At 67.5% G+C, this 14,615-nt stretch carries 14 protein-coding genes; 1 reads left to right on the top strand and 13 read right to left on the bottom strand.

Annotated features, from left to right (window positions below; translation table 11 throughout):
* Positions 1-2 precede the first annotated feature (2 nt).
* A complete protein-coding gene (locus tag FWJ47_RS08265; protein ID WP_147106710.1) occupies positions 3-752 on the top strand; it encodes a hypothetical protein in 750 nt (249 codons plus the stop codon).
* On the opposite strand, the gene FWJ47_RS08260 is transcribed toward FWJ47_RS08265, so the two are convergent.
* From FWJ47_RS08260 to FWJ47_RS08200, 13 genes are all read right to left on the bottom strand, one after another.
* Positions 707-3,007, bottom strand: a complete 2,301-nt coding sequence (locus tag FWJ47_RS08260) for a RelA/SpoT family protein (protein ID WP_147106707.1) — start codon at positions 3,005-3,007, stop codon at positions 707-709. The two genes, FWJ47_RS08265 and FWJ47_RS08260, sit on opposite strands and share 46 nt — an antisense overlap.
* Before the next feature lie 22 nt (positions 3,008-3,029).
* Positions 3,030-4,223: a protein translocase subunit SecF gene (secF, locus tag FWJ47_RS08255; RefSeq protein WP_147106704.1), complete on the bottom strand. Its 1,194-nt coding sequence runs from the start codon at positions 4,221-4,223 to the stop codon at positions 3,030-3,032.
* Positions 4,223-6,163: a protein translocase subunit SecD gene (secD, locus tag FWJ47_RS08250; protein WP_147106701.1), complete on the bottom strand. Its 1,941-nt coding sequence runs from the start codon at positions 6,161-6,163 to the stop codon at positions 4,223-4,225. Before secD ends, secF begins: the two co-directional genes overlap by 1 nt.
* Positions 6,163-6,552 carry a preprotein translocase subunit YajC gene (locus FWJ47_RS08245; protein ID WP_147106698.1) on the bottom strand — a complete coding sequence of 130 codons (390 nt, stop codon included), beginning with the start codon at positions 6,550-6,552 and terminating at the stop codon, positions 6,163-6,165. The genes secD and FWJ47_RS08245 overlap by 1 nt, the downstream gene beginning before the upstream one ends.
* A 51-nt stretch (positions 6,553-6,603) precedes the next feature.
* The gene (gene ruvB, locus FWJ47_RS08240; RefSeq protein ID WP_147106695.1) at positions 6,604-7,674 is read right to left on the bottom strand and encodes a Holliday junction branch migration DNA helicase RuvB; all 1,071 of its coding nucleotides are present in this window, start codon (positions 7,672-7,674) and stop codon (positions 6,604-6,606) included.
* A complete protein-coding gene (gene ruvA / locus FWJ47_RS08235) occupies positions 7,674-8,303 on the bottom strand; it encodes a Holliday junction branch migration protein RuvA (protein WP_147106692.1) in 630 nt (209 codons plus the stop codon). Before ruvA ends, ruvB begins: the two co-directional genes overlap by 1 nt.
* 61 nt (positions 8,304-8,364) lie before the next feature.
* Positions 8,365-8,979, bottom strand: a complete 615-nt coding sequence (gene ruvC / locus FWJ47_RS08230) for a crossover junction endodeoxyribonuclease RuvC (RefSeq protein ID WP_281289260.1) — start codon at positions 8,977-8,979, stop codon at positions 8,365-8,367.
* A gap of 77 nt (positions 8,980-9,056) precedes the next feature.
* Positions 9,057-9,818 (bottom strand): YebC/PmpR family DNA-binding transcriptional regulator, encoded by a 762-nt coding sequence (locus tag FWJ47_RS08225; protein ID WP_147106687.1) that lies wholly within the window; start codon positions 9,816-9,818, stop codon positions 9,057-9,059.
* 76 nt (positions 9,819-9,894) lie between these two features.
* Positions 9,895-10,509 (bottom strand): phosphatidylinositol phosphate synthase, encoded by a 615-nt coding sequence (gene pgsA, locus FWJ47_RS08220; protein ID WP_342779663.1) that lies wholly within the window; start codon positions 10,507-10,509, stop codon positions 9,895-9,897.
* Positions 10,509-11,072 carry an HIT family protein gene (locus tag FWJ47_RS08215; RefSeq protein WP_147106681.1) on the bottom strand — a complete coding sequence of 188 codons (564 nt, stop codon included), beginning with the start codon at positions 11,070-11,072 and terminating at the stop codon, positions 10,509-10,511. The genes pgsA and FWJ47_RS08215 overlap by 1 nt, the downstream gene beginning before the upstream one ends.
* Before the next feature lie 6 nt (positions 11,073-11,078).
* Positions 11,079-13,085 carry a threonine--tRNA ligase gene (gene thrS, locus FWJ47_RS08210; RefSeq protein ID WP_147106678.1) on the bottom strand — a complete coding sequence of 669 codons (2,007 nt, stop codon included), beginning with the start codon at positions 13,083-13,085 and terminating at the stop codon, positions 11,079-11,081.
* Between the two features lie 47 nt (positions 13,086-13,132).
* Positions 13,133-14,020 (bottom strand): Fpg/Nei family DNA glycosylase, encoded by an 888-nt coding sequence (locus FWJ47_RS08205; protein ID WP_147106676.1) that lies wholly within the window; start codon positions 14,018-14,020, stop codon positions 13,133-13,135.
* Positions 14,013-14,486 (bottom strand): ribose-5-phosphate isomerase, encoded by a 474-nt coding sequence (locus tag FWJ47_RS08200; RefSeq protein ID WP_147106673.1) that lies wholly within the window; start codon positions 14,484-14,486, stop codon positions 14,013-14,015. Before FWJ47_RS08200 ends, FWJ47_RS08205 begins: the two co-directional genes overlap by 8 nt.
* Positions 14,487-14,615 lie beyond the last annotated feature (129 nt).

Below are 14,615 nucleotides of genomic sequence, written 5' to 3'. Positions count from 1 at the left end.
CCATGCACACTGCACAGGCCGTACGCGGCCGGCTCTACCGTCCCGGTTCCCCCTTCACTGCCGCTGAGCTGCAGTCGCTCGCCTCGGAGGGCGCACTCCGGCCGGTGCTGGGCGACGTCTTCGCCCCCGCTGCTGAGTCCGGCACCCGCGGCACCCGGGCACGCGCTGCCCGAGCGCTCTTAGGCGCGCAGATTCGCTCCGCGGCAGTGCTCTGCGGCGAGACGGCGGCATGGGTGCACCTGGGACGGCCCGCGCCTCAGCGGATCCATATCATCGCCCCTGACGCGACCCCGAGGCCCAACCTGAGGGAGCCTGTGCTCTGGCAGGTGCATAAGGTGCCGCTGAATCCGCTTGAGCAGATGCAGGCTGCCGGCATGGCGCTCACCACCCCCGAGCGAACTGCTGAGGACATCTTTCTCGGCGTGGGCACAATGGGCACGCGCAGACCGGCGGACCGTCTGGTGGACGCGCACGGGTGGCTCCGCGAGGATCTGCTGTTCTGGCCCTCGAGGGCCGGCGAGGAGGATGACGTGTTTGTGCCGGGAGAGGATGAGCAGCGGGTGCTGCACCATCGGCTCTGCCTCATCGGCAGGCTGCTTGAGGGGGTAGAAGACCTTGAGGGGATGGCGGCGAGGATGGTGGAGCGCACGAAACGCTCGGAGCACGGTGAGAAGGGGCGCGTCGGACGGATCGCGGAACTGTTGGATCAGTGTATTTCGCGGCGTTTGCCGACGGTCCGGTACACGTCATAGACCCCGTCGATCCGGCGGACGGAGTTCAGCACGTGGTTGAGGTACCGGGGGTCGCCCATCTCGAAGCTGAACCTGGAGACCGCCACTCGGTCCTTCGAGGTTTGGACGGTGGCGGAGAGGATGTTGACGTGCGACTCGGCAAGGACTCTGGTCACGTCTGAGAGCAGCGACTTTCGGTCCAGGGCTTCGACTTGGATCTCGACCAGGAAGACGGAGGACTTGGTGGGCGCCCACTCGACCTCCACGAGCCTGCCCGGCTGCTCCCGGAGCTGGCTGACGTTGCGGCAGTCCGCACGGTGCACTGAGACGCCCTGCCCTCGGGTGACGAAGCCTTCGATCTCGTCGGGGGGCACCGGGGTGCAGCAGCGGGCGAGCTTGGCCAGCACGTTGCCGGTCCCCTGGATGACGACGCCGGCGTCTGAATACTCCGCCGGCCGAGGTGACGGGGAGGTGATGGGGGTGGTGTCGTGCTCCTCGTCCTCAGCGTCCTCTGTGTCGAAGAGACCGTTGAGGTGATCGATGACGTTCTGGGTGGAGACGTGCTCCTCCCCCACGCCCGCATAGAAGCCGGAGATGTCCGTGTAGTGCAGTTCGGATGCGACGGCGGAGAGCACATCCGGGTTCATCACTTTCTGAAGCGGAAGGTTCGACTTCCGGATCGCTTTGGTGAGCATCTCCTTGCCGCGCTCGATGGACTCCTCGCGGCGCTCCTTGGAGAACCAGTGCCGGATCTTGTTCCGGGCCCGCGGCGATTTCACGAACAGCAGCCAGTCGTTGGAGGGTCCGGCAGCCTCTGCCTTGGAGGTGAAGATCTCGACCCAGTCGCCGTGCTGCAGCTCCGAGTTCAGAGGAACGAGTTTTCCGTTGACCCGCGCCCCGATGGTCTTATGCCCCACGTCGGTGTGGATGCTGTAGGCGAAGTCAACCGGTGTCGCGCCGGCGGGCAGAGAGATGACTTCGCCCTTGGGCGTGTAGACGAACACCTCCTTGGCGTTGATCTCGTAGCGCAGCGAGTCGAGGAACTCGTCGGGGTCCTTGGTCTCGGACTGCCAGTCCACCAGGGACCGCAGCCAACCGATGTCGGCGGTGGCCTGGGACTGCTGAAGCGCAGCCCCCTGGGCCTGGCCCGGGCTCACGGCGGCCCCGCCCTCAGCGTTCAGCGGGGCGGGGGACGTGGTGCCGTCCTCCTTGTACTTCCAATGGGCGGCGACGCCGTACTCTGCCCGGCGATGCATCTCATAGGTGCGAATCTGCACTTCGACGGGTTTGCCGGAAGGTCCCAGAACGGTGGTGTGCAGGGACTGGTACATGTTGAACTTCGGCATCGCGATGTAGTCCTTGAACCTCCCGGGCAGGGGGTTCCACCGGGCATGCAGGGCGCCCAGGGCGCCGTAGCAGTCCCGCACCGAGTCGACGAGCACACGAACCCCCATGAGGTCGTGGATGTCGTCGAACTCCTTTCCGCGGACAATCATCTTCTGGTAGATCGAGTAGTAGTGCTTCGGCCGGCCTGTGATGGTCGCGGCGATGTTCGCCCCGTTGAGGTCATCGGCGATCGTGGCGCGCACTTCGGCGAGGAACTTCTCGCGCTGGGGGGTGCGGTCCCCCACCAGCCGAACGATCTCCTCATACACCTTGGGGTAGAGCGCCGCGAAGGAAAGGTCCTCGAGCTCCCATTTGATGGTGTTGACTCCGAGCCGGTGGGCCAATGGGGAGAAGATCTCCAGGGTCTCCTTGGCCTTGCGGGCGCTGGACTCCGCCGGCACGTATCGCCAGGTGCGGGCGTTGTGCAGCCTGTCGGCCAGCTTGATCATCAGCACCCGGATGTCCTTGGCCATGGCCAGGACCATTTTGCGGACGGTCTCCGCCTGTGCGGCGTCGCCGAACTTCAGCTTGTCCAGCTTGGTGACCCCGTCCACCAGCAGGGCGATCTCCTCGCCGAAGTCCTTGGTCAGCTGCTCGAGGGAGTATTCGGTGTCCTCCACCGTGTCGTGCAGCACGGCAGCCGCCAGGGTGGGGCCGTCGAGCCCGAGCTCAGCGAGGATGGTCGCGACGGCGACGGGGTGGGTGATGTACGGGTCACCGGATTTGCGCTTCTGCCCGTCGTGGTGATGGTGGGCGACGTCGAAGGACCGGCGGATCAGGTCGAGGTCGACGTTGGCGTCATTCGCTTTGACCGCGCGCACCAGCGGCTCCAGCAGCGGGGAGTCTTCTGAGTGGGCCAGGGTGCCCACCGACCGGGAGGGGCGCGTCATGATCTGATTATTCTAAGCGTTTTCAGGAACCTCTCTGGTCTTTACCTTGACGCGGGCCTTCAACCCCGGACGTGTCAGGGGCGAAGAGGGAGTCCCAGTCGGGAATCTCGGCCTCGTGCACAGCGGGATCCTCGTCCTCATCCTCGGGCTCCGGCAGCGGCGGGAAGGCCATCGGCTGACCGTCGCGGTCCAGCGGTGTGCCGGAGGGCGTGATGGTTGCGATGCCTGCCGCGGCGACCCGCTCATCCCGCAGGGAGAGGACCTCATCGGTGTGCGCCTGGATGCTCTTCTCCCCTCTGCGGATGCGGGCATAGAGAGGCGCCTGGACGAAGATCGTGGAGATGGTGCCCACAATGATGCCGGTGAACAGGGCCAGCGCGATGTCCTGCAGGGTGCCCGCCCCCAGGAGCCAGGCTCCGATGAACAGGATGGACCCCACCGGCAGAATCCCGACGACGGACGTATTCACCGACCGGACCAGCGTCTGGTTGATCGCCAGGTTGGTGCGTTCGGTGAAGGTCTGGTCCTTCTGGCTGTGCAGGGACGTGAGGTTCTCACGGATCTTGTCGAAGACGACCATGGTGTCGTACAAGGCGTAGGACAGAACCGTCAGGAACCCGATGATGGCGCTGGGGGTGACCTCGAAGTCGGTGGCCGAGTAGATGCCCACGGTGGTGATCACCACGAAGCCCAGGCCTGAGATCGCGGCCACGGACATCGTCCAGGTCCGGAAGTAGACCGTCATGTAGAGCGCCACCAGGGCCAGGAAGATCACCAGGCCGATCATCATCTGCTGGGAGACGTGCTCGCCCCAGACCGGTCCGATGAAGGTCGATGACACCTGGTCGGCGCTGACCTCGTAGCCCTCCTGCAGAGCTTCGGCGACCTGGAGAGTCTCAGTGTCGTCGAGCTCCTCGGTCTGCACCCGCATGGTGCCCGGAGAGATATTGGTGACCGTCGCGTCCTGGCCGGTGGTCTCAGCCACGGCCTCCTCACCGATCTCGGCATCAGTCTGCTCGGTCTGGGAGATCGTGAACTCGCTGCCGCCGGTGAACTCGATGCCGAGGTTGAATCCACCGCGCAGAAACGGGATGGCGATGGAGATCAGCACGAGTGCCGCGGCGATCGCGAACCAGACGTTGGATCGCTGGATGAACGGGTAGGCCCTTTCGCCGGTGTAGAGCTGGTTGCCGGCTTTGGCGAAGCCTGCTGCCATCAGCGATCACCCCTTTCCTGGGAGTACTGCATGAGGGAAGGGTCCGCCATCTGCTCCTCGTCACCAGGGGTGTCCGGGCGGCGCCGGGCGGCAGCCCGGCGGGCGCGGCGGCGCTCAGCGATGGTCATGCTCGCCCATTCCTCCCTACTGATCTCCGGGATCTCCTCCTGCCGGTCAGCGGCCGCTGAGCCGGGCTCCGGCTCGTCGGCCGCGGCGCCCACGGCGCCCGGGTCGGAGTAGACCACCTTGCTGCGGGAGAAGCGGCCGGCGCCTTTGTAGAGCACATCAACTCCGAGCTCCTTGGCGGAGAGGCCCGAGAACCGCTTTCCGGAGGCGAAGAACCTCCGCCGGGCCAGCAGCTGCATGAGCGGGTGGGTGAACAGGAAGACGAGGATGACGTCGATGAGCGCGGTCAGGCCCAGGGTGAAGGCGAATCCGCGGACGTTGCCGACCGCGACCAGGTAGAGCACCACAGCAGCGATGATGTTGACGGCCTTCGAGGCCAGGATGGTCCGGCGGGCACGCTGCCAGCCGGACTCCACGGCTCCTGCGAGCGAACGGCCCTCGCGGAGCTCGTCCTTCACACGTTCGAAGTAGACGACGAACGAGTCGGCCGTGAGCCCGATGGAGAGGATGAGCCCGGCGATTCCGGCGAGGGAGAGCCGGTAGCCGTCGGACCAGCCGAGCAGGGCGATGGCCCACCAGGTCAGCGCGCCGACGACCACCAGGGAGGGAATCGTCACGGCCAGGGCGAGTGCCCTGTACTGGTAGACCGCGTAGCCGGCCGTCAGGAGCAGGCCGATGAGCCCGGCGAGCAGGCCCATGCGGAGCTGGTCGGCGCCGAGGGTGGCGGAGATCTGCTGCTCGGACTCGATCTGGAAGCTCATCGGCAGGGAGCCGTAGCGCAGCTGCTCTGCCAGGGAACGAGCCTCGTCCTCTGTGAAGTCGCCGCTGATCTGCGCGTTGCCGTCGTAGATGGGGGCGTTCATGGACGGTGCGATGATGACCTGCCCGTCCAGGACGATGCCGAAGTGGTTGCGGGCGCCCTCGAGCCCGTAGAGGCGGGAGGAGGAGTCGGCGAAGAGCTCTGTGCCCTCGCTGTCGAAGCTCACCGTGGTGATCCAGCTGTTCTCCTCGAGGCCGAAGCTGGCATCGGCGATGTACTCCCCGGGGACATCGACCGGGCCGAGCAGGAAGGTGTCCCCCGTCTCAGGGTTGCAGGTGATGATCGGCTCGTCGTCGGACCACTCGGCGCGCTCGTCCAGGGAGATCTCGTCGCTGCAGCGGTAGTTCTCGAACTCTGCGGCCAGCTCGGGGGTGATCCAGTTGGGGTCGGAGGGGTTCTCCGGCTCTCCGGCGGGCTCGTCGAAGTCCTCGGGCTGAGCCTGGTCCTCCTCGGCCTCGGCGGCCTCTTCCTCGGCCTGGGCGGCCTGCTGGTCGAGGTCCTCCTGGAGCGCTTCGAACTCCTCGTCGCTCATCTCGCCCTCGGCGGCGTCGAGGGTCTCCTCGCGCATCTGGTCCTGCTGCTCCAGGGCGTAGAGCGGGTCGCTACCCTGCTGGAGGACGGGGCGGAACTCCATGTCGGCGCTGGCCTGGATGAGCTCGCGTGTCTCCTCGTCCGGGGTGCCGGGGAGGCTGACCACGATGTTTTCGGCGCCCTGCACCGCAATCTCGGCCTCGGCGACGCCGGTGCCGTCCACCCGCTGGCGGATGATCTCCACAGCCTGGTCAAGCTGCTCGTCATCGACCTCCTCGCCGGTCTCGACCTGGGGTGAGAGGACCATCTGGGTGCCGCCCTCAAGGTCGAGGGCCAGCAGAGGCGCCCATTGGGCACGGTCCTCCTGCACCCCGTAGAGAAGCAGGCCGCCCATGGTGACGAGCAGGATCAGCAGCGCGGTCAGCGCAGTGAGCGCCCGCCGCACGGGCTTGGGTGCTGCCATCAGTCGCGGGGCCGGGAGGGGTCGTCGTCGGTGGGGTCTTCGGTCTGCTCGGAGGCCGCTGGCTCGAGGATCTGCTGGACGGCGCCGAGCAGGAAGTCTGCCCGGTTGCCGGAGGAGAACTCGAGGGTGAGCCGCTGACGCTCCTCGTCCCGGTGGACGACGGTGCCGACGATGCCCCCGGCGGTGACGACCTCCGCGCCGACGGTCGCCTGTGCGTGGGCCTGCTGCTGCTGGTCACGCATCTTCTTGCCGCGGCGGAAGGTGAAGACCATGAACAGCACCAGCAGGCCGAGCATGATCCAGATGAAGGGGTCGCCTGCGACGTTTCCGGCCGGGTCGCCGTTGCCGTCGTTCTCTGCGATCAGGGTAAGAAGAGGAAGATGATTCACAGCGGTCCACAGTAACAGGTGAAGCTTCGCCGATCCCTGAGGATTCCTGAGTCAGGATTCGGAGTCCGCCAGCGGCAGCTGCTGCTCCGCCGCAGGCTCAGCGGGAGGGGTGAGGCCGAGATGGCGCCAGGCCGCATCCGTGGCCATACGTCCCCGTGAGGTGCGGGCGAGGAAGCCCTCCCGGACAAGGTAGGGCTCAGCGACCGTCTCCACGGTCTCTGTCTCCTCTCCCACGATCACGGCCAGGGTGGAGAGCCCCACCGGGCCGCCGCGGAAGGCGGTGCAGAGCGCCTGCAGCACTGCCCGGTCCAGGCGGTCCAGTCCGCGGGCGTCCACCTCGTAGGTCTCCAGCGCCTCGGAGGCCGCCTGGTGATCAACCTGGTCCACGCGCTTCACCAGGGCCCAGTCGCGGACGCGCCGCAGCAGCCGGTTGGCGATCCGGGGCGTGCCGCGGGAGCGGGAGGCGATCTCTGAGAAGCCGTCGTCGGTGACATCGACGTCGAGCATCCCTGCGGAACGGCGGAGCACCCGCTCGAGATCCTCCGCCGAGTAGTACTCCAGATGGGCGGTGAACCCGAACCGGTCCCGCAGGGGGCCCGGCAGGAGGCCGGCGCGGGTGGTGGCGCCGACCAGCGTGAACCCCGGCAGCTCCAGCGGGATTGAGGTGGCGCCGGCGCCTTTGCCGACGATGATGTCCACCCGGAAGTCCTCCATAGCCATGTAGAGCATCTCCTCGGCCGGCCGGGACATCCGGTGGATCTCATCGATGAAGAGCACCTCACCCTCTGTCAGCGAGGAGAGGATCGCGGCCAGGTCACCGGCGTGCTGGATGGCGGGCCCGGAGCTGATCCGCAGCGGCGCGGCCATCTCAGCGGCGATGATCATCGCCAGTGTCGTCTTGCCGAGGCCCGGAGGGCCGGAGAGCAGGACGTGGTCGGCGGCCGTATCCCGCATCCGTGACGACTCCAGCACCAGGGAAAGCTGATTGCGGACGGTCGGCTGGCCCACAAAGTGCTCCAGAGACTTGGGACGCAGGGCCGCCTCAAGCTGCTTCTCCTCCCCTGCGGTTCCAGTGCTGACGAGGGGGGAGCCTCCGGCCTCCTCGCGCTCGGCCTCAGACATCAGCCGCTCCTTCCGCCGCCGAGGCTGCGCAGAGTCGCTCGCAGCAGAACCGCGGTCTCTGCCTCGGCCAGCTCCGGCTCAGCCGTCAGCGATGCTGAGACGGCCTGCTCCGCGTCCTTTTCGCTCCATCCGAGGGAGACCAGCGCCGCCGTCACCTCTGCTGAGGACCCTGCGGCAGAGGCAGCCCCCGACTGCCCCTGGGCTGACGGGGGCTCCTCGGGGCTGTCCAGGACCAGCTTTCCGGCCAGCTCGAGCAGGATCCGCTGCGCGGTCTTCTTGCCGATGCCGGGCACTTGGGTGAACGCGGCGGTGTCCGAGTCACGGATGGCTCGCCGGACCTCCTCGGGCGTGTGCACTGAGAGGACCGCCAGGGCCAGCCGCGGACCGACTCCTGAGATGGAGAGCATCGTGGTGAAGATCTCCCGCTCCCCCGCCTCGGCGAACCCGAAGAGCAGCGGCGCCTCGTCCTGCCTGGGGACGTAGCTGGCCTGCAGGAGGACCTGCTCACCGGTGCGCAGCCGGGAGAGCGTCTGGGCGGTGGCGCTGAGGTGCAGGCCGAAGCCGGAGACCTCGACCACCGCATGGTCGAGTCCCACGTGCAGCACCTCTCCGCGGATGCTTGAGATCACGACGTTGCCTCCCTCACTGTCGAAGCGCGATTAGAACACATCTTCGAATACTCTAGCGGCCTCACCCGCCCTGGGCTCGCTTCTCCGCGGCGCGCCACGCCCTCTGGGCCGGCGTCATGCTGCCCTCCTGCGTCTCTGCCGCCTTCTGCATGGCCGTTTTGGCGCCCTGATGGGTACGGGTTCCCGCTGACATGCTGTAGACCGCGCCGATGCCGGAGCGCCAGGCATGGCAGATGGCCACTGCGTAGGCATCCGTGGCGTCGACCGGCTTGGGAAGTCCCGGCAGGCCGAGGATTCGCCGGACCATCCGGGCGACTGCGTCCTTGTCGGCGGTTCCGTCGTCGGTGACCGCCGCCTTCACCTCCGAGGGGGTGTGCCAGGCCACAGGAATGTCCCGGGCCGCCGCCGCGGCGATGACGACCCCTGTGGCCTGTGCGGTTGCCATGGCGGTGGGGGCGTTGCTGCTCGCGAAGACGCGCTCCACCGCGACGACGTCGGGCGCATAGGACTCCAGCAGCTCTTCGGCGGCACGCTGTATGGCGAGGATGCGGTGCGACAGATCCTCCTCGGCCTTGGTGGCGGTCACCTGCACGTGCACCGAGGCACCGGTGCGGTTGGGCTGCATTTCGATCACCGCGAAGCCGCACCGGGTCAGCCCAGGGTCAACCCCGAGGATCCGCTGTGCCGTGCGGGAGGTCCCGGCGGTCCCTGAGAGGCCGCCGGGGGTCTGGGAGCGGGTGCGGCTCAGGGGACTCAGCTCTCGGCGTCGAGGGCGGCCAAGGTCTCCGCGCTGAGGTCCGCGTTGGTGTGGATGCTCTGGACGTCGTCCAGGTCATCCAGAGCGTCGTGCAGGCGCAGGAACTTCTTCGCGTCGGCCAGTTCGAGGTCCACCTTGATGTCGGAGATGAAGGCGACCTCGTCGTTGTCGTAGGAGATTCCGGCCTCCTCGAGGCCCTTGGTGACATCCTGGAGGTCGCTGGGCTCGGAGCGGACCTCGAACCGGTCGTCCTGGTCGTAGACCTCCTCGACTCCGGCATCGAGCACTGCGGCGAGGACGTCATCCTCGGTGAGGCCCTCCGTCCTCGGCACGGTGACCACGCCCTTGCGCTGAAACATGAAGGCGACCGATCCGGGGTCGGCGAGGGTGCCGCCGGATTTCGAGACGGCGGTGCGCACGTCAGCGGCGGCACGGTTTCGGTTGTCGGTGAGGCATTCCACGAGCAGGGCCGATCCGGCCGGGCCGCGCACCTCGTAGGTGACATCCTCGTAGTCGACGGCGTCTCCGGTGAGTCCAGCGCCGCGCTTGATGGCGCGGTCGATGTTGTCGTTGGGGACCGACTCCTTCTTGGCCTTCGCGACAGCCAGGTCAAGCCCCGGGTTGCCAGCAGGGTCGGGCCCGCCGTTGCGTGCCGCAACCTCGATCTGCTTGATGTAGCGGGCGTTGATCTTCGCACGCTTGGCGTCCACCGCAGCCTTGCGGTGCTTGGTGTTGGCCCATTTGGAGTGGCCGGCCATAGTTCTCCTCTTGTCAGCAGGGGTGGTGATTCAGCGTCTGCACCAGGCTAACGGAGAGCCCGGGGGTGCTCCGGCATCAGCCGGCGCGGGGCTGATTGGCCTGCTGAGCAACTGCTGTGATCCGCTGGGCCACGGTCACTGCTGAGGCGATCGCCAGCAGGACGAGCACCACGTGCAGGACAGCCTCGTGCAGTCCGAGCCCCACCAGACCTGCGGCCACCAGGGTGGAGACGAGCCGCTCGGGCCGCTCGGCGATGCCCACGTTGGCGTCGAAGCCCATCGATTCGGCCCGGGCCCGGATGTAGGAGACCAGCAGGCCGAGGACCATGCAGATCGCTGCGACCGAGCCGATGCGAGCATTGTCCCCCGAGGTGTAGAACCAGATCATCAGCCCGAGGAAGACCGCGCTGTCCTGCACCCGGTCCAGCACGGAGTCGAGAAACCCGCCGAGCACGGTGCCCTGGTTGCCCATCCGGGCCATCATCCCGTCGAGCAGGTCGCTGAAGATGAACAGGGTGATGACGACGGTCCCCCAGAACAGCTGTCCCAGGGGGTAGAGGATCAGGGCGCCGAGGCTGACCCCGACGGTCCCGATGACGGTGACAGCGTTGGGCGTCAGGCCCATCCTCAGCAGCAGCCGGGCCAACGGGGCGAAGAGCCGGGAGAAGAACGCCCGGGCGTGCTTCAGCATCAGCCCTTCTCCTGCCAGGAGCCTTCGGCCCAGGTCTCGGCGACCAGGCTGCGGGTCTGGCCGAGAGTCGCCGAGAGGTTCTTGGTCTGAGCGATGATCGGCATGAAGTTCGCGTCGCCCTGCCAGCGCGGCACGATGTGCTGGTGCAGATGCGGGGCGATCCCCGCCCCGCCGACTTTGCCCTGGTTGATGCCGAGATTGAACCCCATCGGGTTGGCGGCGGTGCGCAGCACGCGCATGCTGTCCTGGGCCAGCGCTGTGAATTCCCGAGATTCCTCGTCAGTGAGGTCCGTCAGCTCGGGGACGTGACGGTAGGGGCATACAAGCAGGTGGCCGGGGTTGTAGGGGTAGAGGTTGAGCAGCACGAAGCAGGTCTCGCCCCGGCGGACGATGAGAGACTCCTCGTCGGTGCGCTCCGGGCCGGCGCAGAAGGGGCAGTCGCCCTCGCCGGTGACTTGGTTCTGGCCGCGCTTCTGATAGGCCGCTCGGTGCGGGTTCCAGAGGCGCTGGAAGGCGTCGGGCGCTCCTGCCAGCTGGAACTCGTCGAAGACCTCAGACGCCATGGACTCTCACGCTTCGTGGTCCTCGATGGCTTTGAGGATCTTGGCCACGGCCTCGTCGATGGGCACCTGGTTCTCCTGGCTGCCGTCGCGGTAGCGGAATGAGACCGCGCCGGCCTCCTGGTCCTCGCCGCCGGCGATCAGCGCGAAGGGAATCTTGTCCTTCGAGGCCGTGCGGATCTTCTTGGGGAACCGGTCTGTGCCGTCGTCGAGCTCAGCACGCACGCCCTTGGCCTGGAGCTCTGCGATGACCTCGCCGAGGTAGTCGTTGAACGGCTCAGCGACCGGGATGCCGCGGACCTGGACCGGTGCCAGCCAGGCGGGGAAGGCTCCGGCGTAGTGCTCCAGCAGGATGGCGAAGAACCGCTCGATCGAGCCGAAGAGGGCCCGGTGGATCATGATGGGCCGCTGGCGGGAGCCGTCCTCGGCCGTGTACTCCAGCTCGAAGCGCTCCGGCAGGTTGGGGTCCACCTGGACGGTGGAGAGCTGCCACTTGCGCCCGATGGCGTCGGTGACCTTCAGGTCGATCTTGGGGCCGTAGAACGCGGCCTCGCCGGGAATCTCGGTGAGCTTGAGCCCGGAGGTCACGGCCACGTTGCGCAGGGCCTGGGTGGCGGCATCCCAGAACTCGTCGGAGCCGACCCACTTTCCCTCCTGCTCATCGCGCATGGAGAGCTCGAGCTCGAACTTCTCCAGCCCGAAGTCGCGCAGCAGGTCCACGACGAACTCGACCACCTTGGTGACCTCAGCCTCGAGCTGGTCTGGCCGGACGAACAGGTGCGCGTCGTCCTGGGTGAAGCCGCGGACGCGCGTGAGCCCGTGCAGGGCGCCGGAGCGCTCGTTGCGATAGACGGTGCCGTTCTCTGCGAACCGCAGGGGAAGGTCTCGGTAGCTGCGCCCGCGCTCCTTGTAGATCAGGATGTGCATGGGGCAGTTCATGGGCTTGAGGTAGTAGTCCTGGCCCTGCTTGGTGACGTTGCCGTCCTCGTCGGCCTCCTCGTCCATGGAGATGGCCGGCCACATGTCGTCCTTGTAGTTGGCGAGGTGGCCGGACGTGGCGAAGAGGTCAGCCTTTGAGATGTGCGGGGTGTAGACATAGGTGTAGCCGCCCTGGAGGTGCTTGGCACGGGCATGCTGCTCCATGATGCCGCGCACCAGACCGCCTTTGGGGTGCCAGACCGAGAGGCCCGAGCCGATCTCCTCGGGGAAGCTGAAGAGGTCCAGCTCGCGGCCGAGCTTGCGGTGGTCGCGCCGCTCGGCCTCAGCGAGCCGGTCCTTGTAGGCCTTGAGGTCGTCCTTGGTGGGCCATGCGGTGCCGTAGAGGCGCTGCAGCTGCGGGTTGGTCTCCTGGCCTCGCCAGTAGGCGCCGGCAGCACGCATCACAGCGAAGGCGTTGGCGATCAGCTTGGTGCTGGGCAGGTGGGGGCCGCGGCAGAGGTCGGACCAGACCCGCTCGCCATTGCGGTCCACGTTGTGGTACACAGTGATCTCTGAGCCGCCGACCTCCACAGAGGCGCCCTCGGCCGCCGCGGCGGCGTTCTCGCCCTCGCCGAGCAGCTCGAGCTTGTAGGGCTCCTGGGCCATCTGGCGCTTGGCCTCGCCCAGGGTGACGACTTCGCGCTCGAAGGCCTGCCCCTGCTTGACGATCTTCTGCATGGCCTTTTCGATCTGCTTGAGATCGTCCGGGGTGAAGGGCGTCTCGACGTCGAAGTCGAAGTAGAAGCCGTCGGTGATGAACGGGCCGATGCCGAGCTTCGCGCCGTCGAAGAGCTGCTGGACCGCCTGGGCCATCACATGTGCGGCGGAGTGGCGCAGGACGTTCAGCCCGTCCGGCTCCGAGATGTCCACCCGCTGAACCTCTGCGCCTGCGGGAATCTCCCGGGAGAGGTCCCACAGCTCGCCGTCCACCCGCATCACCGCGGTGGTCTTCTCCTCGGCGAACAGCTCTGTGCCGGTGGTGCCCTGCGCGATGGTGGTGGGCTCGCCGCTGAGGGTGATGCTGATCTGCTCGGACACGGGGCTTCGGCTCTCCTGCGGGTCGGGTGTCGGCTGACCCGGTGATTCTACGGGACGAGCTGACAGCCCGGGCACCAGTAGAGACGCCTGCCCTGCAGCTCCCTCATCCGAATGATCTCTCCGCAGCGCAGGCAGGGCGTGCCCTGGTGCTGGTAGACCCAGTGACGGCGCTGCGGCTGCCTGCGCTCCTCCCCGGGGCGGAGGGTACGGATGCGACCTTCGGCGACGCCGTCGCGCAGCTGGGCGGTGAGCCGTGCCCACAGCGCTGCGCTCTGCTCCTCCGCCAGGACGGCCGAGGCGACGTCGGGGCTGATGCCTTCGGCGAACAGGGACTCGGCGCGGTAGATGTTCCCGACGCCGGCGATGACCGCTTGGTCCATCAGCGCGGCGCCGACGCTGACTCGGCGGCGCGCGAGGTTCTGCTGGAACTGGGCCGCAAGCGCCGCGTCGATCTGCCCGTCAGGCTGATGCAGCGGGTCCGGACCCAGCCGGCGGGTCACAGCCTCATACTGCATGGGGCTGAGCACCTGGCACTTTGAGGGGCCGCGCAGGTCCGCCCACCCGTTGGGAACGTGGACGCGAGCACGCACGGCTCCCGCCGGAGCTTCGGGGACGATCCATCCGGCCTCGTCGTACTCGGGGCTGAGCGTCTGAGTCTTGGTGCGGGGTGCGCCCAGCGTGTCGGCGCCGGAGAAGCTCTCGTCGCCGCGGAAGCTGAATGCCCCGTAGAGGCCCAGGTGCACCTGCCAGATGTCCGGGCCCAAGTGGACGAACAGCTGCTTGCCGTGCGCCTCAGCCCGCTCGGGGGCGCGCCCGGTGAGGCGGGCCGCGCCTGCGTCGAACCTGCCCTGCGGCGAGGTGACCCGCCACGTGCGGCCGGCGAAGAGCCGGTTGATCTGGGAGGCGAGCCGGTGGAGGGTGTGTCCCTCAGGCACTGATGGTGCCGGTGCTCTCGTAGCGGGTGATCTTGCGGATGCGCCGGGCGTGACGCTCGGCGTCGGACCATTCGGCGGCGAGGAACGCGTCAACGATGCCGGTCGCCTCCTCCAGGCTGTGCTGGCGGCCGCCGAGCCCGAGCACGTTGGCGTTGTTGTGCTCGCGTGCCAGCTGAGCGGTCTCAAGGTTCCAGGCGAGTGCGGCCCGGACCCCCTTGACCTTGTTCGCCGCGATCTGCTCGCCGTTTCCGGATCCTCCCAGCACGATCCCCGCGGACTGCTCGCCGGCGACCCAGTCCGCGGCAAGCGCCTCAGCGGCAGGAATGATGAAGTCGGGGTAGTCATCCTCGGCGTCGTACTCGGCGGGGCCGTGGTCGATGACCTCGTGGCCCGCCTCGGCCAAGTGCTTCACCAGGTGGGCGGAGAGCTCCATTCCTGCGTGGTCGGTGGCGATGTGAACGCGCATAGGGATCCTTCGGTCAGGTTCCGGAACAAACATCACCCATCCTATGCTGTGAGAACTATGTCCGATGAGCAGCAGCCTCCCCAGCTTCCGGAGTTCTCCCAGCGCCTCGGCGCACCGATCGCCACAGTG

This window comes from Nesterenkonia populi (genome assembly GCF_007994735.1).
Classification (GTDB): Bacteria; Actinomycetota; Actinomycetes; order Actinomycetales; family Micrococcaceae; genus Nesterenkonia; species Nesterenkonia populi.
This window is presented reverse-complemented; position numbering and strand designations above follow the sequence as displayed.